This is a genomic window from Streptomyces sp. NPDC087440 (genome assembly GCF_044744005.1).
Lineage (GTDB): Bacteria > Actinomycetota > Actinomycetes > Streptomycetales > Streptomycetaceae > Streptomyces.
Genome location: NZ_JBIUXN010000003.1, coordinates 459,784 through 484,465, shown reverse-complemented (window position 1 = coordinate 484,465; position 24,682 = coordinate 459,784). Strand labels below are relative to the sequence as shown.

The 24,682-nt window shown below is 72.5% G+C and carries 16 protein-coding genes and 1 pseudogene; 13 read left to right on the top strand and 4 right to left on the bottom strand.

The window, feature by feature from the left end:
* The first annotated feature begins 80 nt into the window (after nt 1-80).
* The 6 genes from ACIO3O_RS10310 to ACIO3O_RS10285 all read left to right on the top strand — a co-directional run bounded on the left by ACIO3O_RS10310 (nt 81) and on the right by ACIO3O_RS10285 (nt 11,536).
* Nucleotides 81-1,583: a 3' terminal RNA ribose 2'-O-methyltransferase Hen1 gene (locus tag ACIO3O_RS10310; RefSeq protein ID WP_401744243.1), complete on the top strand. Its 1,503-nt coding sequence runs from the start codon at nt 81-83 to the stop codon at nt 1,581-1,583.
* Nucleotides 1,580-4,144 carry a polynucleotide kinase-phosphatase gene (locus ACIO3O_RS10305; RefSeq protein ID WP_401744241.1) on the top strand — a complete coding sequence of 855 codons (2,565 nt, stop codon included), beginning with the start codon at nt 1,580-1,582 and terminating at the stop codon, nt 4,142-4,144. Before ACIO3O_RS10310 ends, ACIO3O_RS10305 begins: the two co-directional genes overlap by 4 nt.
* A 170-nt stretch (nt 4,145-4,314) precedes the next feature.
* Nucleotides 4,315-7,536 (top strand): DUF4132 domain-containing protein, encoded by a 3,222-nt coding sequence (locus ACIO3O_RS10300; RefSeq protein ID WP_401744239.1) that lies wholly within the window; start codon nt 4,315-4,317, stop codon nt 7,534-7,536.
* 78 nt (nt 7,537-7,614) lie between these two features.
* Nucleotides 7,615-8,847, top strand: a complete 1,233-nt coding sequence (locus tag ACIO3O_RS10295) for an arginine deiminase (RefSeq protein ID WP_401744238.1) — start codon at nt 7,615-7,617, stop codon at nt 8,845-8,847.
* An 85-nt stretch (nt 8,848-8,932) separates the two neighbouring features.
* Entirely contained in the window at nt 8,933-9,976 is a 1,044-nt protein-coding gene (gene argF / locus ACIO3O_RS10290; RefSeq protein ID WP_401744236.1) for an ornithine carbamoyltransferase, read from the top strand.
* Between the two features lie 111 nt (nt 9,977-10,087).
* Complete coding sequence (locus ACIO3O_RS10285; protein ID WP_401744235.1) at nt 10,088-11,536, top strand: amino acid permease; 1,449 nt, start codon at nt 10,088-10,090, stop codon at nt 11,534-11,536.
* Between the two features lie 23 nt (nt 11,537-11,559).
* Here ACIO3O_RS10285 and ACIO3O_RS10280 read toward each other — a convergent pair whose 3' ends face one another.
* Entirely contained in the window at nt 11,560-12,006 is a 447-nt protein-coding gene (locus ACIO3O_RS10280; RefSeq protein WP_401744234.1) for an ATP-binding protein, read from the bottom strand.
* A 268-nt stretch (nt 12,007-12,274) separates the two neighbouring features.
* Between ACIO3O_RS10280 and ACIO3O_RS10275 the strand changes: the two genes are divergently transcribed.
* Both ACIO3O_RS10275 and ACIO3O_RS10270 read left to right on the top strand, forming a co-directional pair.
* Nucleotides 12,275-13,102 (top strand): enoyl-CoA hydratase family protein, encoded by an 828-nt coding sequence (locus tag ACIO3O_RS10275; RefSeq protein ID WP_401744233.1) that lies wholly within the window; start codon nt 12,275-12,277, stop codon nt 13,100-13,102.
* Between the two features lie 2 nt (nt 13,103-13,104).
* The gene (locus ACIO3O_RS10270) at nt 13,105-15,543 is read left to right on the top strand and encodes a bifunctional salicylyl-CoA 5-hydroxylase/oxidoreductase (protein WP_401744231.1); all 2,439 of its coding nucleotides are present in this window, start codon (nt 13,105-13,107) and stop codon (nt 15,541-15,543) included.
* On the opposite strand, the gene ACIO3O_RS10265 is transcribed toward ACIO3O_RS10270, so the two are convergent.
* The 3 genes from ACIO3O_RS10265 to ACIO3O_RS10255 all read right to left on the bottom strand — a co-directional run bounded on the left by ACIO3O_RS10265 (nt 15,521) and on the right by ACIO3O_RS10255 (nt 19,119).
* Nucleotides 15,521-16,402, bottom strand: coding sequence for a GNAT family N-acetyltransferase (locus tag ACIO3O_RS10265; RefSeq protein WP_401744230.1), 882 nt, complete (start codon nt 16,400-16,402; stop codon nt 15,521-15,523). The two genes, ACIO3O_RS10270 and ACIO3O_RS10265, sit on opposite strands and share 23 nt — an antisense overlap.
* 121 nt (nt 16,403-16,523) lie before the next feature.
* Complete coding sequence (locus ACIO3O_RS10260) at nt 16,524-17,381, bottom strand: PaaX family transcriptional regulator C-terminal domain-containing protein (protein ID WP_401744228.1); 858 nt, start codon at nt 17,379-17,381, stop codon at nt 16,524-16,526.
* A gap of 4 nt (nt 17,382-17,385) precedes the next feature.
* On the bottom strand, nt 17,386-19,119 hold the full coding sequence (locus ACIO3O_RS10255; RefSeq protein WP_401744488.1) for an AMP-binding protein: 1,734 nt from the start codon (nt 19,117-19,119) through the stop codon (nt 17,386-17,388).
* A gap of 310 nt (nt 19,120-19,429) precedes the next feature.
* Between ACIO3O_RS10255 and ACIO3O_RS10250 the strand changes: the two genes are divergently transcribed.
* From ACIO3O_RS10250 to ACIO3O_RS10230, 5 genes and pseudogenes are all read left to right on the top strand, one after another.
* Nucleotides 19,430-20,545: an acyl-CoA dehydrogenase family protein gene (locus ACIO3O_RS10250; RefSeq protein ID WP_401744226.1), complete on the top strand. Its 1,116-nt coding sequence runs from the start codon at nt 19,430-19,432 to the stop codon at nt 20,543-20,545.
* A pseudogene (locus ACIO3O_RS10245) lies at nt 20,542-20,967 on the top strand (RidA family protein); the annotation flags it as partial. The gene ACIO3O_RS10250 and the pseudogene ACIO3O_RS10245, both read left to right, overlap by 4 nt.
* A 149-nt stretch (nt 20,968-21,116) precedes the next feature.
* Nucleotides 21,117-22,265, top strand: coding sequence for an NAD(P)/FAD-dependent oxidoreductase (locus tag ACIO3O_RS10240; protein ID WP_401744224.1), 1,149 nt, complete (start codon nt 21,117-21,119; stop codon nt 22,263-22,265).
* A 461-nt stretch (nt 22,266-22,726) separates the two neighbouring features.
* A complete protein-coding gene (locus tag ACIO3O_RS10235) occupies nt 22,727-23,062 on the top strand; it encodes a (2Fe-2S)-binding protein (RefSeq protein ID WP_401744223.1) in 336 nt (111 codons plus the stop codon).
* 109 nt (nt 23,063-23,171) lie between these two features.
* A complete protein-coding gene (locus ACIO3O_RS10230; RefSeq protein WP_401744487.1) occupies nt 23,172-24,530 on the top strand; it encodes an NAD(P)/FAD-dependent oxidoreductase in 1,359 nt (452 codons plus the stop codon).
* Nucleotides 24,531-24,682 lie beyond the last annotated feature (152 nt).

Below are 24,682 nucleotides of genomic sequence, written 5' to 3'. Positions count from 1 at the left end.
GAGGGGGAGTGCTGCCCGCAGCATCCGCCGTCTCGTAAAACCCGTGGTCGGAGCAGGCGAACCGGGCGATACTCGGACGCGTGTTCATGACGATCAGTACCACCGGAACCCAGGAACGCCCGGCAACCGACCTCGGTTTTCTGCTGCACAAGCATCCCGACCGGAAGCAGTCGTTCTCCACCTCCCACGGCACGGCGCACGTCCTCTACCCCGAGGCGAGCGCCGAGCGCTGCACGGCCGCGCTGCTCCTGGAGGTCGATCCGGTGGCGCTGGTGCGGCGCGGCAAGGGCAAGGGCCGCGGCGGCTCGCCCGACCTGGCGCTCGCGCAGTACGTCAACGACCGCCCCTATGCCGCCTCCTCCTTGCTCGCGGTGGCGCTGAGCACCGTGTTCAAGAGCGCCCTGCACGGAGTGTGCAACGCCCGCCCGGAGCGCGCCGAGCAGCCGATGCCGCTGCGCATCGAGGTGCCCGCGCTGCCCGCGCGCGGCGGAGCGGAACTGGTGCGCGAGCTGTTCGCCCCGCTGGGCTGGAGCACCGTCGAAGCGGTGCCCGTACCGCTGGACGCACAGTTCCCGGAATGGGGCGACTCCCGCTACGTACAGCTGACGCTGGAGGGAGAGCTGCGGCTGTCCGACGCGCTGCGGCACCTGTACGTACTGCTGCCGGTGCTCGACGACTCCAAGCACTACTGGGTCTCGCCCGACGAGGTCGACAAGCTGCTGCGGGCCGGTGAGGGCTGGCTGGCGGCGCACCCCGGGCAGAAGCTGATCACCACCCGCTATCTGTCGCGCCGTTGGGGACTCACCCGGCAGGCGACCGAGCGGCTGGCCGTGTCCCTTCACAACCTGGCGCGGCTCGCCGACGCCGACGACATCGCCGTCGAGGAGATCGACAACGCGGTCGCGCAGGAGACCGAGACGGAGGAACGGCCGACGCCGCTCGCCGAACAGCGCCGCGAGGCGATCCTCGGCGCGCTGCGGGCGGCCGGGGCCGGACGGGTGCTCGACCTCGGCTGCGGGCAGGGGCAGTTGGTGCAGGCGCTGCTCAAGGACGCGAAGTTCACCGAGATCGTCGGCGTCGACGTGTCCGTGCGCGCGCTCACCATCGCCTCCCGGCGGCTCAAGCTGGACCGGATGGGCGAGCGGCAGGCCGAGCGCGTCTCGCTGCTGCAGGGCTCGCTGACGTACACCGACAAGCGGCTGACCGGTTACGACGCGGCCGTGCTCAGTGAGGTCATCGAGCACCTCGACCTGCCGAGGCTGCCCGCGCTGGAGTACGCGGTGTTCGGGTCCGCGCGGCCGCGCACGGTGATCGTGACGACGCCGAACGTCGAGTACAACGTCCGCTGGGAGACGCTGCCCGCCGGCCACGTGCGGCACGGCGACCACCGCTTCGAGTGGACGCGGGAGCAGTTCCGCGACTGGGCGGCCAAGGTCGCCGAACGGCACGGATACGGCGTCGAGTTCGAGCCCGTCGGACCGGACGACCCGGAGGTGGGGCCGCCCACCCAGATGGCCGTCTTCACGATGGTCGCACCGGAAGAGAAGAACACCGAGAACGTGAAGGAGGCGAAGGTCGCATGAGCACCGCCGCCGAAGCAGCACCGAGCACCACCGCACCGCGCAGGCTGCCGGTCACCGACCTGTCGCTCGTCGTCCTCGTCGGAGCCACCGGTTCCGGCAAGTCGACCTTCGCGCGCAAGCACTTCAAGCCGACCGAGGTCATCTCCTCCGACTTCTGCCGGGGCCTGGTCGCCGACGACGAGAACGACCAGAGCGCCAGCCGCGACGCCTTCGACGTCCTGCACTACATCGCGGGCAAGCGCCTGGAGGCCGGACGGCTGACCGTCGTCGACGCCACCAGCGTGCAGTCCGAGAGCCGCAAGCAGTTGGTGCAGCTGGCCAGGAAGTACGACGTGCTGCCCATCGCCATCGTCCTCGACCTGCCCGAAGAGGTCTGCGCGGCCCGCAACGCCGAGCGCCCCGACCGGGCCGGAATGCCCCGCCACGTCATCCAGCGGCACAAACGCGAACTGCGCCGCTCGCTGCGCGGACTGGAACGCGAGGGCTTCCGCAAGGTGCACATCCTGCGCAGCGTCGAAGAGGTCGACGCCGCCGAGATCGTCCTGGAGAAGCGCTACAACGACCTCACCCACCTCACCGGCCCCTTCGACATCATCGGCGACATCCACGGCTGCCGCTCCGAGCTGGAGACCCTGCTGGAGAAGCTGGGGTACGAGGACGGGGCGCACCCCGAGGGGCGCACCGCCGTCTTCGTCGGCGACCTCGTCGACCGCGGCCCCGACAGCCCCGGCGTGCTGCGCCGCGTCATGGGAATGGTGGCTTCCGGAAACGCGCTGTGCGTCCCCGGGAACCACGAGAACAAGCTCGGACGTTGGCTCAAGGGGAGGAACGTCCAGCACACCCACGGACTCGCCGAAACCATCGAGCAGTTGGAGAAGGAGGACGACAGCTTCAAGGGACAGGTCAGGGACTTCATCGACGGCCTCGTCAGCCACTACGTCCTGGACGGCGGCAACCTCGTCGTCTGCCACGCCGGGCTGCCCGAGAAGTACCACGGGCGCACCTCGGGGCGCGTGCGCTCCCACGCGCTGTACGGGGACACCACCGGTGAGACCGACGAGTTCGGGCTGCCGGTGCGCTACCCGTGGGCCGAGGACTACCGGGGCCGCGCGGCCGTCGTGTACGGGCACACGCCCGTCCCGAACACCTCCTGGATCAACAACACCATCTGCCTGGACACCGGCGCGGTGTTCGGCGGCAAGATGACCGCGCTGCGCTGGCCGGAGCGCGAACTGGTCGACGTACCGGCCGAGAAGGTCTGGTACGAGCCGGTCAAGCCGCTGCTCACCGAGGCACCCGGCGGGCACGACGGACGTCCGCTGGACCTCGCCGACGTCGCGGGACGCCGGGTCGTGGAAACCCGCGAGCACGCCCGGGTCGCGGTCCGCGAGGAGAACGCGGCGGCGGCACTCGAAGTCATGAGCCGGTTCGCCGTGGACCCGCAGCTGCTGGTCTACCTGCCGCCGACGATGGCCCCGACGGGCACGTCGAAGGTCGACGGCTATCTGGAACACCCCGCGGAGGCGTTCGCGCAGTACAAGGCGGACGGCGTCCAGAAGGTCGTGTGCGAGGAGAAGCACATGGGCTCGCGGGCCGTGGTCCTGGTGTGCCGCGACGCGGACGTGGCCAGGGAGCGATTCGGTACGGACGGCCCCACGGGGGTCGTGCACACCCGCACCGGGCGGCCGTTCTTCGACGACCAGACGGTCGGCGAACTGGTCCTGGCCAGGCTGCGGACCGCCGTCGACGAGGCGGGCCTGTGGGAGGAGCTCGACACCGACTGGCTGCTGCTGGACGCCGAGCTGATGCCGTGGTCGCTGAAGGCGTCCGGGCTGCTGCGCCAGCAGTACGCCGCCGTGGGCGCCGCGTCCGGCGCGGTGTTCCCCGGTGCGGTCGCCGCCCTGGAGGCCGCCGCGGCACGCGGGGTCGAGGGGGCGGACGAACTGCTGGCCAAGCAGCGGGAACGGGCCGCCGACGCCGGGCTGTTCACCGAGGCGTACCGGCGGTACTGCTGGCCGACGCAGGGTCTGGACGGGGTGCGACTCGCTCCGTTCCAGCTGCTGGCCGTGCAGGGCCGCTCGCTGGCGGGCGTACCGCACGACCGTCAACTGGCGTGGCTGGACAGGCTGGTGGAGCACGACCCGACCGGGCTGCTGCACACCACCCGTCGGCTCGTCGTCGAGACCGGCGACGAGGCGTCCGTGCGGGCCGGAATCGACTGGTGGCTGGAGATGACCGGGCGGGGCGGCGAGGGCATGGTCGTCAAGCCGCTCGACGCGCTGGTGCGCGACGGCAAGGGGCGGCTCGTGCAGCCGGGCATCAAGGTGCGCGGACGCGAGTACCTGCGGATCATCTACGGTCCCGAGTACACGCGGCCCGAGCAGCTCGCCAAGCTGCGGGAACGGTTCCTCGGGCACAAGCGGTCGCTGGCCCTGCGCGAGTACGCGCTCGGCCTGGAGGCGCTGGAGAGGCTGGCCGAGGGCGAGCCGCTGTGGCGGGTCCACGAGGCGGTGTTCGCGGTGCTGGCGCTGGAGTCGGAACCGGTGGACCCGCGTCTGTGAGACCTGCCCCATGAGCCGCCCCCACCTGCGGAAACAGGCTGTGGGCGGGGCGTTGTCAGTGCTGACTCGTAAGGTGTGATCACTCGCTCGAACCGGGCGGGTGGTCACACCTCGTTTGGTTCCGTGCGGGACCGCCCGGGGCAGCACAACGACGCACGGGGGTGCACGTCATGGGGAAGCAGGTCGTGGGGGAGCACGTCGCGGGGGAGCACGTCGTGGGGGAGCGGGAGGGCTGGACGGCGGTCGGCGGTTACGAGGTCACGCTCGACGTGTACGCGGAACCCGCCCCGCAGATCCGCTGCCGCAACGCCGCGGGGCGCGAGCTGAAGAAGCTGCCGCCCGCGCTGAAGAAACAGGACGCGGTCCTCGAACTGGCCGCGCTGGGCGACTGGCTGGCCGACCACGCCGCCGACGCCCGCACCCGGGTCGAGACCTGGATGGCCCGCTCCCTGCCCGTCCCCGCCGCGCTGATCCGTGCGGTGTGGAGCGACCCGTACTGGCGGCGCGCCCTGCGCTACGCGGTCGTGGCCCCGTACGGCACCGGGCCCGACCTCACGCGTGCGGGCCTGCTCACCGGCCTCGGGCCCGACCGCTGTCTCCATGTGACGTCACCCGAGGGCGAGTTCACCCTCACCGACGAGGTGCTGGCCGTCCCGCACCCCGTACTGCTCGACCCGCGCGGCACCGGCCGCCTGGACGCCTGGCTCGACCTGCTCGACACCTTCGGCGGCAAGCAGCACATCGAGCAACTGCACCGCACCGTGTGGGTGCGCCCCGACGCCACCCCGGGACCGAAGGAACCCAAGCGGTACGGCATCCGGCCCTTCCGTGACGGCGACTACTCCAGCGGCGCCCACTTCGAACGGGTCATCACCCCGCACGGCGGACGCATCAACGGCGAGACCGCCCACTTCTCGGTCCTCGTCGCCGGACACCGCTACGGCATGCAACTCGACCTGCGCTACCAGGGCCCCGAGTCACCCGTCTCCCTCAACTCCTTTTTCTGGGACGGCATCGACGGACGCACGGGCCTCGGCGCGTACGACCCGGTGCCGCGCGTCGCGTGGTCCGAGGGCATGCGGGTCCTCGCCGAGGTCCACGACAGGGCCGACAACCCCTTCGACAGCCCGCCGGCCCCCACCCCGCGGCCCGCCGACTCCACCGCCGCCTACCAGGAGTTCCTGGTGGCCTGTGCCGAGTACGCGGCCACCGGACCGGCTCCCGCCGAACCGCCCGTCCCGCCCACCCCACCTGGGGAACCCGCCGCCGACGGGCGCCTGCTCCAGCAAGGCGCGGTCCTCGCCGGAGACGTGAGCGCAGGTTCCCAGGAGCCCGTGAGCGCAGGCTCCCAGGAGCCGTTGACGGCACGCCACTACGACGCCGGCCCGTTCGACGCCGGACACCGCCTCGTACGCCTCGTCCCCGCCCGAGCGGGAGCCGCGGAAGACGTCGTCGCGGCCGCCCTCGGGCTGACCCCCGAAGGCGGCGACGGGACCACCGTGGGCCGGGTGCGCACGGAGCCGCTCGGCTTCCTCCCCCGGGTGTGCACCGCGCACCCCGAGCTGGCACGCGAGGCGATGGTCCTGCTCACTCCGCTGCGGAAGTGCGCCGAACTGGCCCCTGCCAAACCGGGCCGTGCCGCCGACCAGTTCGCCAAGACGGCGGCCAGGGCCACCGCGCACTGCCCCGCACTCCTGCCGTACGCACTGGACGAAGCCGCCCGCGTGGTCGCCGGGGCGGGCAGCTCGGCGATGGCCCGGCCGCTGTTCACCGCGGCACGGGCGGCCGAGCGGAAGCTGGGCGGACCGGTGGACGAGGAGGCACGCCACGCCCTGTTCGACGAGTTCGTGGGACTCGGCGCCGTCACCGTCAAGGAACTGACCACGCACCGCAAAGAGGTCGCGGCCCGCACCTCCGCCGAACAGGGCGCGGACAGCTACCGCAGCCTGGTGCACACCTGGTGCCGCAGCAGCCGCGAGATCCCGGACACGTTCGCCGCCGAGCTGACCCGGGGCGCGGGAAGGAAACTGCCCGCCGACGACACGCACACCGAGATCCTCGCCACCCTGCTGGGCGGCGGAGCCATGGACACCTGCGCCCCGGCGGTGTGGAACGCCTGGCAGCCGGTACTGCGCCGACTGCTGGCCGAGGACCCGGACGCGGTGGTGCCCGTACTGCTGCGGACCGTGTCCGCGCCGCGCGCCCGGACCGCAGCGAAGATCGCCGATACGGCCGCCTCCTGGCTGACCTACCTCGCAGACCTGGGCGTCCTGCGCCGGCTGACCGGCGACGGAGGCGCCGGGGAGCCGGGTGACCAGGGCGACCTGCTGCCCCTCACCGACACACACCGCTGGCTGACCCGCTTCCTGACCGGCTACGAGGGCATGAGCCTGCCCGTGACCGGACTGGAACCCGTCCTCGCCGCGATCGCCGACCGGACCCGCGCGGCGGGCGAGACGCGCGACCCGTGGCTGGGGACCAAACAGCGGTACACGACCCCGGGGCACCTGGGCCTGCGGCTGGACCTGGCCGTCGCGTTGGTCAGGGCCGGCATGCCGCTCGCCGAGCCGGAAGGGACCGGATGGCGCCGCATGCACCTGGTGGCGTGGATGGCCGAGCACGGCACGGACGACGTCGTCGCGCTCCTCGACGCCCCCGTCTTCCGCGAGCGGATCCTGCACGAACTGACGCTGCCGGCCCGTTCGGAACTCCGCTTCGCGGGCGGTCGGCACGAGCTGACGGCGTTCCCGGAGGCGGCCGCCCGGCTGGTGGAGAGCGCGCCGCTGAGGGAATGGGCCGAGGACCTGATGGGGGAACAGGCACGGCGGCTCCGGGAGGGCGGCGCGGACACGCTCCTGGCGTTCCAGGAACTGATGCAGCACGTGGAGCCGTTCGTCCTGGCCGGAGTGGGGGAGACGTTCGCGGCAGCGGTGCGTACCGCCCTGGACGCCGACCTGGCGGACGTGCTGGCGCAGACCGTCGCCACCCGGTGTGCGGACACCACGCACACGGCACAGCGGGACACGCACACGGCACAACGGGAAGCGGACGACGCACCGGTTCCGGAGACATCGGCGGCCGCGGCGGAGCCGTGTCCCGTGCGGGAGCTCACCGCCGAGCGGGCCGGGAAGCTGCTGGCCTCGGTCGGGGACGAACTGCGGGCGCTGTGCGCCTCGGACTTCGACAAGAAACCGGCACAGCGCCAGGGGCGCTACCTCAAGCTGGACGAGCCGCGCCTGGCGGAACTGCTCGACTCCCTGACCGTCGAGCACCTGCCCGGACTGACCGACACCTGGTGCCGCCAGCGGTTCACCGGGGCGCTGACCTCGGTGATCGCCTGCGAGGTGTGGCAGCGGAGCCTGCGCATACCGGCGCGGGTCCCGGAGGCGTGACGGGCGGGAGCGTGACGTGTTCGACGACGAGGCGGTGTTCGACGGGTGAAGCGGGGCCCGGGCGGTCAGGATTGAGCCATGGGATTCCACGTCGACTCCGAGACCGGGCGGCTGCGCCGCGTCATCCTCCACCGCCCCGACCTCGAACTGAAGCGCCTCACCCCCAGCAACAAGGACGCACTCCTCTTCGACGACGTGCTCTGGGTGCGCCGGGCGCGGCAGGAGCACGACGGGTTCGCGGACGTGCTGCGCGACCGGGGAGTGGAGGTGCACCTCTTCGGCGACCTCCTCACCGACGCCCTGGAACTGCCGGAGGCGAGACGACTCGTACTGGACCGGGTCTTCGACGAGAAGGAGTACGGGCCGCTCGCCACCGACCACCTGCGGGCCGCGTTCGACGAACTGCCCGCCGCCGAACTCTGCGAGGCGCTGGTCGGCGGGATGACCAAGCGGGAATACCTGGAACGGCACCCGGAGCCGACCTCGGTGCGCTTCCACGTCATGGACCTGGACGACTTCCTCCTCGGCCCGCTGCCCAACCACCTCTTCACCCGTGACACCTCCGCCTGGATCTACGACGGGGTGTCCATCAACGCGATGCGCTGGCCCGCCCGGCAGCGCGAGACCGTGCACTTCGAGGCGATCTACAAGCACCATCCCCTGTTCACCGGTCCCGAGGCGGGCGGCTTCCACACCTGGTCGCAGGGGCAGAGCGACTACCCCTCCACCATCGAGGGCGGCGACGTCCTGGTCATCGGCAACGGGGCCGTCCTGATCGGGATGAGCGAGCGGACCACTCCGCAGGCCGTGGAAATGCTGGCCAGGGGGCTGTTCGCGGCCGGGTCGGCGCAGACGATCGTGGCGCTCGACATGCCCAAGCGCCGGGCCTTCATGCACCTCGACACCGTCATGACCATGGTCGACGGCGACACCTTCACCCAGTACGCGGGGCTCGGCATGCTCCGCTCGTACACGATCGAACCCGGCGTCGGCGAGCGTGAACTCAAGGTCACCGATCACCCGCCGGAGCACATGCACCGGGCGATCGCCGCCGCCCTCGGCCTGGACTCCGTCCGCGTGCTGACCGCCACCCAGGATGTGCATGCGGCCGAGCGCGAACAGTGGGACGACGGCTGCAACGTCCTCGCGGTGGAGCCGGGTGTGGTCGTCGCGTACGAAAGGAATGTGACCACCAATACCCACCTGCGGAAACAGGGCATCGAAGTGATCGAGATCCGGGGCAGCGAGCTGGGCAGGGGACGTGGCGGACCGCGCTGCATGAGCTGTCCGATCGAACGTGAGGCCGTATAGTGATGCGCTTCAACGTATATAGTTTCAGTGTTCGTGCGGTCGATCCTGCCCGCGCGGTCCGCCCGTCGCCCCCTGGAGCGTCCCCATGACGTCATTTCTCGAAGGCCGCCACTCCCTGAAGGGCCGTCACTTCCTCAAGGAGGTCGACTTCAGCGCCGCGGAGTTCCGCGGGCTGATCGACCTCGCCGCCGAACTCAAGGCGGCCCGGAAGAACGGCACCGAAGTGCAGTGGCTGCGCGGTCGCAACATCGCGCTGATCTTCGAGAAGACGTCCACCCGCACCCGCTGCGCCTTCGAGGTCGCCGCCGCCGACCAGGGCGCGTCGACCACGTACCTCGACCCTGCGGGCTCGCAGATCGGGCACAAGGAGTCGGCCAAGGACACCGCCCGCGTGCTCGGCCGGATGTTCGACGGCATCGAGTACCGCGGCGACGCCCAGACGACGGTCGAGGAACTCGCCGCGTACGCCGGAGTGCCGGTCTTCAACGGCCTCACGGACGACTGGCACCCCACCCAGATGCTCGCCGACGTGCTCACCATGACCGAGCACAGCGACAAGCCGCTGGAGCGCATCGCCTTCGCCTACCTCGGCGACGCCCGCTTCAACATGGGCAACTCCTACCTGGTCACCGGTGCCCTCCTCGGCATGGACGTACGGATCGTCGCCCCGCGCGCCTACTGGCCCGCCGAGGGGATCGTCACGCAGGCCCGCAAGCTGGCCGAGGAGAGCGGGGCCCGCATCACCCTCACCGAGGAGGTGGAGGAGGGCGTGCGCGGTGCCGACTACGTCGCCACCGACGTCTGGGTGTCCATGGGGGAGCCCAAGGAGGTCTGGGCCGAGCGCATCGCATCCCTTACCCCCTACGCCGTGACCATGGACGTCCTGCGCGCCACCGGCAACCCGGACGTGAAGTTCCTGCACTGCCTGCCCGCCTTCCACGACCTCGGCACCAAGGTCGGCCGCGAGATCCACGAGCAGTACGGCCTGACCTCCCTGGAAGTCACCGACGAGGTCTTCGAATCCGCGCACTCCGTCGTCTTCGACGAGGCCGAGAACCGGCTGCACACCATCAAGGCGGTCCTGGTCGCGACGATGGCCGACGTCGCGACCCCGGGGCGCACTGAATAGCAATACGCCCGATTGGGTGAATATGCGGTGCGATGGTTACCATTGCGGTGCTTGATGGGGTTCGGGCATACATGCCCGGACCCCTTTCTGCTGTTCACGCAGGCACCAGAGATGAGAACCACCCCCATGCAACGCATCAAGTCACCCGACCTCCTCGTCGCCGAATCCGGCGCTGACCTGGAGGGGCACGGCCTGAAGCGCACCATGGGGCTCTTCCAGCTCGTGTGCTTCGGCGTCGGCGCCATCGTCGGCACCGGCATCTTCGTCGGCCTCTCCGACAGCGTCGCCGAAGCCGGACCCGCCGTCGTCGTGTCATTCGTGCTGGCCGCGATCACCTGCATCTTCACCGCGTTCTCGTTCGCCGAGCTGGGCGGCGCGATCCCGGTCTCCGGCAGCTCCTACTCCTTCGCGTACGCCACCCTCGGCGAGCGCATCGCGTTCCTGGTGGGCTGGTGCCTGCTCCTGGAGTACGGCATCTCGGTGTCGGCCGTCGCCGTCGGCTGGGGCCAGTACCTGAACGAACTGCTGAACAGCCTCGTCGGCTGGCAACTGCCCGCCGCGCTCTCCAGTCCGCCCGGCGACGGCGGCGTCGTCAACATCCCGGCCGTCGTCGTGATGCTGCTCGCCGCGCTGCTGCTGGTGCGCGGCATCCGCGAGAGCGCCCGCGCCACCGCCGTGATGGCCGTCGTGAAGATCGCCGTGCTCATCCTGTTCTGCGCGATCGCCTTCACCGCGTTCAACTCCGAGAACCTCTCACCCTTCGCCGCGCACGGCCTGATGGGCGTCACGTCCGGGGCCTCCGTCGCGTTCTTCTCGTACATCGGCTTCGACGCGATCACCACCGCCGGTGAAGAGGTCAAGAACCCGCGCAAGAACATCCCCCTCGCGATCATGATCTGCATCGGCGTGGTCACCCTGCTCTACTGCCTGGTCGCGATCGCCGCCATCGGCGCCATGTCCGCCGACGAGGTCGCCTCCAAGCCCGCCGCGCTCTCCCTGATCGTCAACAAGGTCACCGACTCCGCCCTCGGCGGCGGCATCATTGCCTTCGGCGCGGTCGTCGCCATCGCGTCGGTGGTCCTCGCCGTGATGTACGGACAGACCCGCATCCTGATGTCGATGTCCCGCGACGGCCTCATCCCGCGGATCTTCGAACGCATCTCGCCGAAGACCTCCACGCCGGTCGCCAACACGTGGATCGTCGCCGCCGTGTTCGCGATCCCGGCGGCGGTCGTACCGCTCGACGTCGTCATGAACCTCACGACCATCGGCACCCTCGCCATCATGGCCGTCGTCAACATCGCGGTCATCGCGCTGCGCCGCCGCAACCCGGACCTCCAGCGGTCCTTCCGGGTGCCGCTCTTCCCCGTCCTGCCGGTGCTGGGAGTGCTGTTCTGCCTCTACCTGATCTACGGAACGGGCTGGCGGACGTGGCTCCAGTTCGGCGCGTTCCTCGTTGTCGGAGCACTGGTGTACGCGCTCTACGGCCGCCGGAACTCGCGGCTCGGGGCGGCGGAGGGCAAGGCGCCGGTGGGGGAGTCGGCCCAGCGGGAGGCCTGACGCGGCGGGGGTGGGTCCGGGGATCAGTGCGGTGCGGGAAGGCGGAACCACACCGCCTTGCCCGAATCCGTACGCCGGTGTCCGCAGTCCGAGCTGAGCGTACGGATCAACAGGAGCCCACGGCCGTGCTCCTGCCAGGGGTCCGGGCACTGGTCGGCCTCGGAGGACTCCAGGTTGCCGGGCGGGCCGGGGTCCCCGTCGTGCACCTCGACCTGGCAGCCCGTCGGCAGCAGCTCCACCACCAGCTCGATGGGGGCGGAACCGCTGGTGTGCTCGACGGCGTTGGCCACGAGCTCGGCGGTCAGCAGCTCGGCGGTGTCGCTGTCCGCGGCCGGAGCCTCCAGTTCCGCCAGCGCCGTACGGATCAGGGCGCGGGCCATCGGCACCGCGGCCGGTGAGTGTGGCAGCTCGATGCGCCAGGAAGCGGGGCCGGGGGCGGGGCCGGAGAGAGGGCCGGAGGCAGGGGGCAAGGCGAGGTCCGTTCGGGGAGCAGAGTTCCTGCTTGCAACGGTACGAAGCGAAAGCCTGTTCCAGTAGGGCCGCTCGCCGGGAACGGGTGGGACCTGCGCCACAGTCCTTTGGGACCTTGGACGGGGCGTCGGGTGCAGGCGGGTGGGCTCGGGTGCGCGGAAGGGCGATGCGGAATCCCTCGGACGCCGCTTATCGCGTACTCGTGACGAGAGTCACGGACCGGTGATAGCTTCGAAGGACTGGCACCGGCACCGGGAGGCTGCGCCCATGAGCCCGTTCCTCAGCTCCGCCCAGCGCACCGAGAAATGGCGCCATCTGCGGCTGACCCTCGACGAAGGGGTCGCGACGGTCACCCTCGCCCGCCCGGACAAACTGAACGCGCTGACCTTCGGCGCATACGCCGACCTGCGCGACCTCCTCGCCGAACTCGCCCGGGAGCGCTCCGTGCGCGTGCTGGTGCTGGCGGGGGAGGGGCGCGGGTTCTGCTCCGGCGGCGACGTGGACGAGATCATCGGGGCCACCCTGTCCATGGACACCGCGCAGCTCCTCGACTTCAACCGGATGACCGGGCAGGTCGTACGGGCGCTGCGCGAATGCCCATTCCCGGTGATCGCGGCCGTGCACGGGGTGGCGGCCGGGGCGGGGGCCGTCCTCGCACTCGCCGCGGACTTCCGGATCGCCGACCCGACGGCCAGGTTCGCGTTCCTCTTCACCAAGGTCGGGCTGTCCGGCGGCGACATGGGCGCCGCCTATCTGCTGCCGCGCGTCGTCGGCCTCGGCCACGCCACCCGGCTGCTGATGCTGGGGGAGCCGGTGCGGGCACCGGAGGCCGAGCGGATCGGACTGCTCAGCGAACTGACCGAGGAGGGCGAGGCCGACATCCGCGCCGCCGCCCTGGCCCGGCGGCTCGCCGACGGGCCCGCCCTGGCACTCGCCCAGACCAAGGCCCTGCTCACCGCCGAACTCGACATGCCGCTCGCCGCCGCCGTCGAGATGGACGCCGCCACCCAGGCGCTGCTGATGAACGGCGAGGACTACGCCGAATTCCATGCCGCGTTCACGGAGAAGCGGGCGCCGAAGTGGCGGGGGCGGTGACGATGACCAGCACATCTGGTGGGGGCCCCCTCCCCCCCTCCCCCCACCCACCCACCCCCACCCCCACCCCCGCCCCCTCGCCCACCGCACAGCTCACCCCGGGCCCCGCCCCCCGCACCCCCCTCCGCGTCGCCGTCATCGGTGGCGGGCCCGGTGGGCTCTATGCCGCCGCGCTGCTCAAGCGGCTCGACCCGGAGCGTGAGGTCACCGTCTGGGAGCGGGGCGCTCCCGACGACACCTTCGGGTTCGGCGTCGTCCTGTCCGACGAGACCCTCGGCGGCATCGAGCACGCCGACCCCGAGGTGTACCGGGCGCTCACCGCCGAGTTCGTCCGGTGGGACGACATCGACGTCGTGCACCGCGGCCGTCGCCTCACCTCCGGCGGTCACGGGTTCGCCGCCCTCGGCCGGCGCAGGCTCCTGGAGGTCCTGCACGCCCGCTGCCGTTCCCTCGGTGTCGAGCTCCGGGTCCGTACCGAAGCCCCGACCGCCGCCGAACTGGCCACCGCGTACGACCTGGTGATCGCCGCCGACGGGGTGCACAGCCTCACCCGGCAGGCCCACGCCGACGTGTTCGGGCCCCGCATCACCTCCCACCGCTGCCGGTACATCTGGCTCGCCGCCGACTTCGCCTTCGACGCCTTCCGCTTCGAGATCGCGGAGACCGAGCACGGGGTGATGCAGCTGCACGGCTACCCCTATGCGAAGGACTCCTCGACCGTCATCGTCGAGATGCGTGAAGAGGTCTGGCGGGCCGCCGGGCTCGACGCCTGCGACGAGGCCGAGTCCGTCGAGCGCTGTGCCAAGGTCTTCGCCGACGCTCTTGGCGGCCGTCCTCTCAAAGGCAACAACTCCTCCTGGATCGCTTTCCGCACGGTCGTCAACGACCGCTGGTCGCACGGCAACACCGTCCTGCTCGGCGACGCCGCGCACACCGCCCACTTCTCCATCGGCTCCGGCACCAAGCTGGCCGTCGAGGACGCCCTCGCACTCGTCGCCTGCATCGAGGAACAGCCCGACCTGCCCACCGCGCTCGCCGCCTACGAGAGCGAACGCCGGCCCGTCGTGGAGTCGACGCAGCGGGCCGCAGCCGCCAGCCTGCGCTGGTTCGAGGACCTCGCCGGATACGTCCACCAGCCGCCCCGGCAGTTCGCCTTCAACCTCCTCACCCGCAGCCGCCGCGTCACCCACGACAACCTGCGCCTGCGCGACAGCGACTTCACCGAGGCCGTCGCGGCGGACTTCGGCTGCCCCTCACCCGACACCCCACCGATGTTCACCCCCTTCCGGCTGCGCGACCTGACCCTGCGCAACCGCGTCGTCGTCTCACCCATGGACATGTACTCCGCCGAGAACGGCGTCCCCGGCGACTTCCACCTCGTCCACCTCGGCTCCCGCGCCCTCGGCGGAGCGGGACTGGTCATGACCGAGATGGTCTGCGTCAGCCCCGAAGGACGCATCACCCCCGGCTGCGCCGGGCTCTACACCCCCGAACAGGCCACCGCCTGGCGGCGGATCACCGACTTCGTCCACCGGCAGAGCCCCGGCACCGCCATCGGCGTCCAACTCGGCCACTCCGGCCGCAAGGGCTCCACCAAGCTGATGTGGGACGGCATCGACCAACCGCTCGACGCCACCGACTCCGAGACCAACTGGCCCCTCGTCGCCCCCTCGCCGCTGCCCTACCGGCCCGGCGTCAACCAGGTCCCGGCCCAGCTCGACCGCTCCGGCCTCATCGACATCCGCGAACAGTTCGCCGCCTGTGCCTGGCGCGCCGCCCGCTGCGGCTTCGACCTCCTCGAACTCCACTGCGCCCACGGCTACCTGCTCTCCAGCTTCCTCTCCCCGCTCACCAACCAGCGCACCGACGCCTACGGCGGAACCCTCGCCCGTCGCCTCCGCTTCCCCCTCGAAGTCTTCGACGCCGTCCGCGGCATCTGGCCCGACGACAAACCCATGACCGTCCGTGTCTCCGCCACCGACTGGGCCCAGGGAGGCACCACCGAGGAAGAGGCCGTCGCGATCGCCCGCGCCTTCGTCGAGCACGGCGCCGACGCCATCGACGTCTCCACCGGCCAGGTCGTCTCCGACGAGGCCCCCGAATTCGGCCGCAGCTACCAGACCCCGTACGCCGACCGGATCCGCAACGCCCTCGGCGTCCCCGTGATCGCGGTCGGCGCGATCTCCTCCTGGGACGACGTCAACTCCCTCCTCCTCGCGGGCCGCGCCGACCTCTGCGCCCTCGCCCGGCCCCACCTCTACGACCCCCACTGGACCCTGCACGCCGCCGCCGAACAGGACTACTCCGGCCCCGGCGCCCCCTGGCCGCTCCCGTACCGCGCCGGGAGCCGCAAACCGCCGACCGGCCGCACCGACGGCCCCAAACCACGGCTCAGCCTGCACGGGCCGCCGAAGCCGCTCACTCCCCGGCCGGCACCGTGAGCACCACCCGTGTCGACACCTCCTCGAAACCGAGCCGCTGATAGATCCGGTTGCTGACCGGGTTCGCCGCGTCCGCGAACAGCAGCACCTCGCCGACCCCGGCCGCCACGGCGGCCGCGCCGACGTCCGCCGTCACCGCCGCCGCGTAGCCGCTGCCGCGCAGCTCCGGCGGTGTGTAGACGAGGGCCAGCCGCACCATGCCCTCAGCGGGGAGCGTCACGCCGGCCATGGACACCGGTATGCCCTCCGGGTCCTCCCACACGGTCAGGCCCCCGTGCCGCACCCGCTCGTCGACGATGGCCCCCGCCCGGTCCCCGGGCTGCCCCGTGTCCGCGGCGAACGCCCGCACCCACTCCACCAGCACCTCACGGTCCTCAGGCGTCGCGAGCCGGGCCCGCCCCGCGGGCAGCCGGGGCGGCGGTATCAACTCGCCCAGCCGGTACAGCCGATGCTCGACCCCGCGCCGCAGACCGCCACGCCCCGCACCGGCCGACTCCGCCCAGGCGGCAGCCGCTTCCGCCGCCGCCCCGCCCTCCACGTTCAGGCCGACCACCTTCCGGCCGCCCAGGACCGAGTGGTCCCCCAGGGCCCGTACCAGCGGGCGGACCGCTTCCGGGGGCACCGCACCGAGCAGCACCGGCTCCGGCGGGGTCCATATCAGCGCCCCGTCCACGATCCCGTCGGCCGGGCGACGCCACCAGCCGAAGAGCGGCGGCTCCTCGCCGTAGGCGTCCACGCCCCGCCGCGCCAGCGTCGTCGACACCGTCAGCAACAGCGTGTTCCGCACCGGCCCGGACGCCAGCGACGCACGCGCCACGTCCAGGAATTCCTTGAGGTCTTCCGTGAAAGTCCAGGTCATGCCTCATCATGCGCAGACCGTCGAGAAGCGTGCGCGCGAGTATCCACAGGCGCTGCCGTTCGTCGTACGAATGCGCCCGTTGAGCCCGTGAACACCGCCCGCCGATGCCGCGAAGGGGCCCCTACACCCCCCGCACGAACTCCGCCCCCGCGTCCCGCAACCCCGCGTGGAGCCCCGCGAAGACCTCCGCCGAGCGACCCCCGGGCCAGTCCTCCGGCAGCAGTTCCGCAGGCAGCCCCGGGTCCGCGTACGGCAGCCGTCGCCAGGAGTCGAGGGCCAACAGGTAGTCCCGGTAGGCCCGTTCCGGGTCGTCCAGGGCGTCCCTCGATTCCCAGCCCCGCAGCACCGGCTCGTTCCGCTGAAGGAACGCATGGTGCAGGCCGGCGATCTCCGCCAGGTCCCACCACCGCGCCACCGAGTCCTCCGTCGCCGCGAACCCCAGGTGATCGCCCCGGAACAGCTCCACGTACTCCGCCAGTTGCAGCCGCTCCAGCGTGTGCCGCGTCTCCTCGTACAGGCCGCCCGGCGCGATCCACACCCCCGGCGCCGCCGTCCCGAAGCCCAGCCGCGCCAGCCGCGAGCGCAGTACGTGCCGCCTGGCGCGCTCGGCCTCCGGCACGGAGAACACCGCCAGCACCCACCCGTCCGCCAGACTCGGCTCCGTACCGGCGTAGATGCGGCGGTCCCCGTCGTCCAGCAGTTGGCGGGCGTCGCCGGACAGTGCGTACCCGGCCGCCCCCTCGGGCGTCCGCGCCGACTCCAGCAGCCCGCGCCGCTTGAGACGCGAGACAGCCGACCGTACGGACGGCGCGTCCACGCCCACCGCCGCCAGCAGCCGGATCAACGCCGCGACAGGCATCGGCGGATCGGCGGCACCGGCCCCGGAGACGCCACCGCCACCCGTCAGGTGGCCACCGCCGCGCCCGTAGGCCCCGTACAGCGTGATGATCAGTGAGCGAGGAGTGTGCAGGTCAGCCACGCGATCACTGTACGGTCCCGGACGCACCCGGAATCCCGGCCCCCGGCACGCCGAGAGCCCCGGTCCCCGGCACCCCCACAACCCCGGCCCCCAGCGCCCCCTCCGGCCACGGCCCGCCCGCGTTCCGCAGCCGGAAGCGCTGCAGCTTGCCGGTGGGAGTGCGCGGCAGCACGTCCAGGAAGACGATCTCGCGCGGGCACTTGTACGGCACCAGCTCCGCCTTCACGAAGTCCCGCAGCAACGTCACCGTCTCCTCGGTGCGCGGCACACCCTCCCGCAGCACCACGTACGCGGCGACCACCTGCCCGCGCAGCTCGTCCGCCCGGCCCACCACCGCCGCCTCCAGCACGTCGGGATGGCGCAGCAGCGCGTCCTCCACCTCGGGGCCCGCGATGTTGTACCCGGCGGACACGATCATGTCGTCCGCGCGCGCCACATAGCGGAAGTAGCCCTCCGTATCGCGCACATAGGTGTCACCGGTGAGGTTCCAGCCGTGCCGCACGTACACCTGCTGGCGTTCGTCCGCGAGGTAGCGGCAGCCCACCGGGCCGCGCACCGCGAGCAGACCCGGCTCGCCGTCCGGCACCTCGGAACCGTCGGCGTCCACCACGCGCGCCTGCCAGCCCGGCACGGGCCTGCCCGTGGTGCCGGGGCGGATGTCGTCGTCCGCCGCCGAGATGAAGATGTGCAGGAGCTCGGTGGCGCCGATGCCGTTGATGACGCGGACGCCCGTCTGCTCGTACCAGGCCTGCCAGGTCGCCGCCGGAAGGTTCTCGCCCGCCGACACACAGCGGCGCAGCGCGCTCAGGTCGGGGGAGACCTTCGGGTCCGCCAGCTCGTCCAGCATGATCCGGTACGCGGTCGGCGCGGTGAACAGCACCGACACCTGGTGCTGCGCCAGCGCGGGCAACAGCTCGCGCGGCCCCGCCTGTTCCAGCAGCAGCGACGAAGCCCCCACCCGCAACGGGAAGATCACCAGACCGCCCAGCCCGAAGGTGAAGCCGAGCGGCGGGCTCCCCGCGAACACGTCGTCCGGCTCCGGGCGCAGTACGTACTGTGCGAACGTGTCGGCGACGGCCAGCACGTCCCGGTGGAAGTGCATGCACCCCTTGGGCCGGCCCGTCGTCCCCGACGTGAACGCGATCAGCGCCACGTCGTCCGCCGCCGTGTCGACGGCCTCGTACAGCATCGGTTTGATCGCCGCCTGCCGCACCAGGTCGTCCGGCGCGTCCCCGCCGAACGCCGTGACCCGCAGCCCCGGCACCTCCGCCTTCACCAGGTCGTCCACCGTCCGTACGTCGCACAGGGCATGGCCGACCTGCGCGATCTCGCAGATCGTCGCCAGCTCGGCGGGCCGCTGCTGCGCCAGGACGGTGACCGCCACCGCGCCCGCCTTCATCACCGCGAGCCAGCAGGCCACCAGCCAGGGCGTGGTCGGGCCGCGCAGCAGGACGCGGTTGCCGGGGACGACCCCCAGGTCGTCGGTGAGCACGTGCGCGATCTGGTCGGTGTGCTCGCGCAGTTCGCCGTACGACCAGACCTCGCCGGTGAGCGTGCGCAGGGCGGGGCGGTCCGCCCGGAACTCCGCGAGCGGGCGGTCGAGGAGTTCGACGCCGCAGTTGAGCCGATCGGGGTACTGGAGTTCCGGCAGCTCGAAGAGGAGCTCGGGCCACTGCTCGACGGGCGGCAGGTGGTCGCGCGGAAAGGTGTCGGTGTGGGCCGAGGGGTGCAGCTCCATGGCCATGACGGGTTGGCCCCCTTGCAGCGAGCAGTCCGGGATGCGACTGACGGTCTGACGGGTGGGTGATCCTGCCGTGCGGTGATGCGGGCGCTGTGGTGCTGTGTTCACAAGGCGGAACGGTGCGCGGTGCGGCTGGGTGTGCAGTGCGCGGTGCGCGGTGCGGCTGGACGTGCGGTGCGGTGCGGCTGGGCGTGCGGTGCGTGAGTGCGGTCGCCTGTGGTACGGGCCCTCCCGAGCGTATCGTGACGGTGACGACAGTCAACGGTCCGCGATAAACGCGGGGTGCGCGAGCTGAGAGGGGCCGCAGATGCCCGGATTCGCCCTGGAACCGCAGCAGCGCGAGTGGTGCGAGGAGCTGCGGGCGCTCGCCGCGGAACGGTTGCGCCCCCTCGCCGAGAAGGGCGAGCCGGGGCGGCTCAACCGTCCGCTGGTCGCCGCCCTCGGTGAACTCGGCCTGCTGGAGCGCCTCTTCTCCTCCGGCGCGCTCGACCTCTGCCTGATGCGGGAATCCCTCGCCCACGGCTGTACGGAGGCGGAGACCGCCCTCGCGCTCCAGGGGCTCGGCGCCTCACCCGTCGCCCGCGCGGGCACCGACGCGCAGCGCGCACGCTGGCTGCCCGGGGTACGGGAGGGCCGCCTGGTCGCCGGATTCGCGCTCAGCGAGCCGGGCGCGGGCTCGGACGCGGCGGCCCTGGAACTGGGCGCGGCCCCGGACGCGGGCGGCGGCTGGCTGCTGAGCGGCGAGAAATGCTGGATCTCCAACGCCCCGTACGCCGACTTCTACACCGTCTTCGCCCGTACGACACCGGGCGCGGGAGCCCGGGGCGTCACCGCGTTCCTGGTGCCGGCCGACCGTGCCGGGCTCACCGGGACCGCCCTCGACATGCTCTCCCCGCACCCCATCGGCGCGCTCGCCTTCGACCGCGTGCACGTCACGCCGGACGACGTCATCGGCACGCCCGACCGGGGGTTCCGGGTCGCCATGGACACCCTGAACCTCTTCCGCCCGAGCGTGGGCGCGTTCGCGGTCGGCATGGCGCAGGCCGCGCTGGAGGCCACGCTCGCGCACACCGCCACCCGCACCGCCTTCGGCGGGCCGCTCAACAACCTCCAGTCCGTCGCCCATCAGGTCGCCGAGATGGCCACCCGCACCGAGGCCGCCCGGCTGCTCGTCTACGCGGCCGCCGCCGCGTACGACAGGAACGAACCGGACGTCCCCCGGAGTTCCGCCATGGCGAAACTCTTCGCCACCGAGACCGCCCAGTACGTGGTGGACGCGGCGGTCCAACTGCACGGCGCGCGCGCCCTCCAGCGCGGCCACCTGCTCGAACACCTCTACCGGGAGGTGCGCGCACCCCGCATCTACGAAGGTGCCACCGAGGTCCAGCGCACCATCATCGCGAAGGAGCTGTACGCACGATGACCCCCGCAGACGCCGCCGACGGACACCTCCGCCGCCACAATCCCGCCGAACTCTCCCCGCCCACCGGCTTCTCGCACGCCGTCAGCGTCGCAGAGACCGGCTCCCGGCTGGTGTTCCTCGCCGGTCAGACCGCCCTCGACGGGGCGGGCAAGGTGGTCGGGGAGACGCTGGTCGAGCAGTTCGAGACGGCGCTCACCAACCTCCTGGCCGCCCTCGCCGACGCCGGAGGCGGCCCCGCCGACCTGGCCCGGGTGACCGTCTACGCCACCGACGTCGCCGACTACCGCGAGCAGGCCCCCGAACTCGGGCGTGTCTGGCGGCGGTTGGCCGGGCGTGACTATCCCGCGATGGCCGTGATCGGTGCGGTCCGCCTCTGGGACGTACAGGCACTCGTGGAGCTGGACGGCATTGCGGTGCTTCCTGAGCCTGTTGAGCCGGGTGGGACAGGAGGAACCCCCGAGGTGGGAGGAACCCCCGGGGCGGGAGGAACCCCCGAGCGCTGAGCGACAGTTGGAAAGTGGGCGTCTCAAGAACCCTTGGCACTCCAAGTGTTGTGTGACATATTACTGGCGTGTTCACGAGACGCCCCTTTGATGTTGTCGTCGTCGGAGCCGGTGTGGTCGGCGCGGCCTGTGCCTTCTATGCCGCCCGCTCCGGCCTGAGCGTCGTCGTCGTCGACCGCGGCCCCGTCGCGGGCGGCACGACCGGCGCGGGCGAGGGCAACCTGCTCGTCTCCGACAAGGAGCCGGGCCCCGAACTCGACCTCGCGCTGCTGTCCACGAGACTGTGGCGCGAGCTGGCCGAGGAATTCCCCGAGCGGATCGAGTACGAGCCCAAGGGCGGCCTCGTCGTGGCCGCCGCGGAGCCGGGGCTCGCGGCCCTGCGCGCCTTCGCCGCCACCCAGCGCGAGGCGGGCGTGACCTGCGAGGACGTCGACTCCCTGCACGACCTCGAACCCCACCTCGCCCCCGGCCTCGCCGGTGGCGTCCACTACCCGCAGGACGCCCAGGTGCAGCCCGCGCTCGCCGCCGCCCACCTGCTCAGGGCCTCCGGCGCGCAGCTCAGGCTGGGCGAGGAGGTCACGGCCGTCCTGCGCGGGCCCGACGGTGCGGTACGCGGCGTACGCACCCCGCGCGGGGAGATCCTCGCCCCCGCCGTGGTCAACGCCGCCGGAACCTGGGGCGGCCGCATCGCCGCCCTCGCCGGCGTCGAGCTGCCGGTGCTGCCCCGGCGGGGATTCGTGCTGGTCACCGAGCCGCTGCCACGCGTCGTACGGCGCAAGGTGTACGCGGCCGACTACGTCGCCGACGTGGCCAGCGGGTCCGCCGCGCTCCAGACCTCCGCCGTGGTGGAGGGGACCGCCGCCGGGCCGGTGCTCATCGGGGCGAGCCGGGAGCGGGTCGGGTTCGACCGGTCGCTGTCGGTGGAGGTGCTGCGAAGGCTGGCGCGGCAGGCGGGGGAGTTGTTCCCGGTGTTGAAGGGGGTGCGGGTGATGCGGACGTACCACGGGTTCCGGCCGTACCTGCCGGACCATCTCCCGGCGATCGGGGCGGACGCGAGGGTGCCGGGCCTCTTCCAGGCGTGCGGGCACGAGGGGGCGGGGGTCGGGCTGGCGCCCGCGACCGGCCTGTTCGTGGCGAGCGCACTCGCGGGCGGAACACCGGAACTGGCAGGGGCCTTCCGCCCGGAGAGGTTCGGGGTGGGGGCGGGGGTGGAGTGACGGCGGGGGCGGGGGTGGTGGCTGTGCCCCCGGCCCAGGCGCGCGGCCCCCATGCTCGGCCGTGTGTCGGGCTCGGGGAGGGGGGTTCGGCCCGTGCAGGCCCGGCACACGGGCCCGGTCTGCGCAGGCCCGACGCACGGGCCCGGTCTGGGCAGGCCCGACGCACGGGCACGGACCGGGTGGGCCCGGCTCATGCGCTCAGCGTACGAAGGCGCGGCTCAGAGGGTCTTGGCCCGCGTGCTCCGGCCTGGCGCTCGCTCCGTGCCCGCGCCCTCGCCCGCGCGCGCCGGGCCTGCGCGACCTGGTCCACGCGCCCGGCCCCGGCGTCCACCCCGTGCCGACGCCCGGCACACCGGACCCACGTGCCCGCCCCACGACGTTCCGCCGGTATCCCGCCCACGCCCCCGTCACCCCACCCGGGCCCCTCGTACGGAGGAGGAGCCCCACCCGAAAGGTTGGCCATGACCCGCACGCCCCGCGCCGCCCCCCGCACCCCCCTCGACCTCGCCCACGCCGCCCCCGGTCCCCCCTTCGAGATCACCCTCGACGGCCGGCCCCTGCCCGCCCTTCCCGGGCAGAGCGTCGCCGCCGCCCTCTGGGCGGCCGGAATCCTCTCCTGGCGCACCACCCGGCGCGACGGCCGGCCCCGTGGGGCCTTCTGCGGGATCGGCTCCTGCTACGACTGCCTCGCCACCGTCAACTCCCGCCCCAATCAACGCGCCTGCCTCGTCCCGGCCCGGCCGGGCGACGCCGTCACCACCCAGGAAGGAACCGGGCGTGCCGACCTCGCCGTCTGACGACACCGACCCCGCGGTCACCCCGCAGGACCTCCCCCTCTCCCCGCGCGACCCCGCGGTCACCCCGCAGGGCGATCCCGACCCCGCCGACACCCCCTACGACCTCGCGATCGTCGGCGCCGGGCCCGCCGGGCTGGCGGCCGCCGTTGCCGCCGGGCGGCTCGGTCTGCGGGTCGCCCTGCTGGACTCCTCCGCGCGCACCGGCGGCCAGTTCTACCGGCACCCCGCCCCCGGCCTCAACGCCCGCCGCCCCGAGGCCCTGCACCACGCCTGGCAGGCGTACGCCGACCGGGCGGCGCGCCTGGAGGCGCTCGTCGCCGCCGGACGCGTCGTCCACCTCGCCGAACACCACGTCTGGGCCGTCACCGGCGCGGCGGGCCAGTGGTCGGTGCACGCCGCCCTCGGGCCCGACGGCGCCGATGAGCGCCGTACCGTACGGGCCGCCAAACTCCTGCTCGCCACCGGGGCGTACGAACGCCAACTCCCCTTCCCCGGCTGGACCCTGCCCGCAGTCGTGGGGGCCGGTGGCGCGCAGGCCATGCTCAAGGCCGGGCTCGTCCTGCCCGGACAGCGGATCGTCGTCGCCGGAAGCGGGCCGCTGCTGCTCGCCGTCGCCGGATCGCTCGCCGCCGCCGGGGCCGAGGTGCCCGTGGTCGTCGAGGCGAGCGGTTACGTCGGGTACGCCCGCCGTCCCGGAGCCCTCGCCGCCAACCCCGGCAAGCTCGCCGAGGGTGCGGTGCACGCCGCCGCGCTGCTGCGGCACCGCATACCCGTACGCACGCGCAGCGCCGTCATCGAGGTGCACGGCAAGGACCGCGTCGAAGCCGTCACCGTCGCCCGCCTCGACCGGGACTGGCGGCCCGTACCCGGCACCGGGACCCGGATCCCCTGCGACGCCCTCGCCGTCGGCCACGGCCTCGCCCCGCAGCTCGAACCCGCCACCGGCATCGGCTGCGCCACCCGCCTCACCCCCGACGGCACCCACGCCCTGGTCGTCGACGACCGGCAGCGCACCACCGTGCCCGGCGTCTGGTCGGCCGGCGAGACCGGCGGCGTCGGCGGTGCCGAACTGGCACTGATAGAAGGGGAGTTGGCCGCGCTCGACATCGCCGGGAGGGAGGGGGCCGGGCGCGTGTCCCGGGCCCGTCGCCGCGACCGGCTGCGCCGCTTCGCCGACGCCATGGCCCTGGCCCACGCACCGCGCCCCGGCTGGACGGCCTGGCTGGGCGACGACACCGACGTCTGCCGCTGCGAGGAGGTCACCGCCGGGCAGGTGCGCGAGGCCGTCACCGAACTCGGGGCGCGTGACGCCCGTACCGTCAAACTCCTCACCCGCGCCGGAATGGGCTGGTGCCAGGGAAGGATGTGCGGTGCCGCCGTCGCCCGCCTGACCGGAGGCGAGGCCGACACCGCCCCTCGCCGCCCCCTGGCCTGCCCCGTCACGCTGGGACAACTGGCCGAGGACTGAGCAACCGGCCGCACAGCGTGCGCAGTTCGTCCCCCTGCCCTCTTGCCGGATCGATCCGCACTTCAATAAAATGTCACACACCACACTAGGGAGTCCTCGCATGAACGCCACGAACGACGTCACCGCACCCCAGCCCGGCACCCCCGGCACGG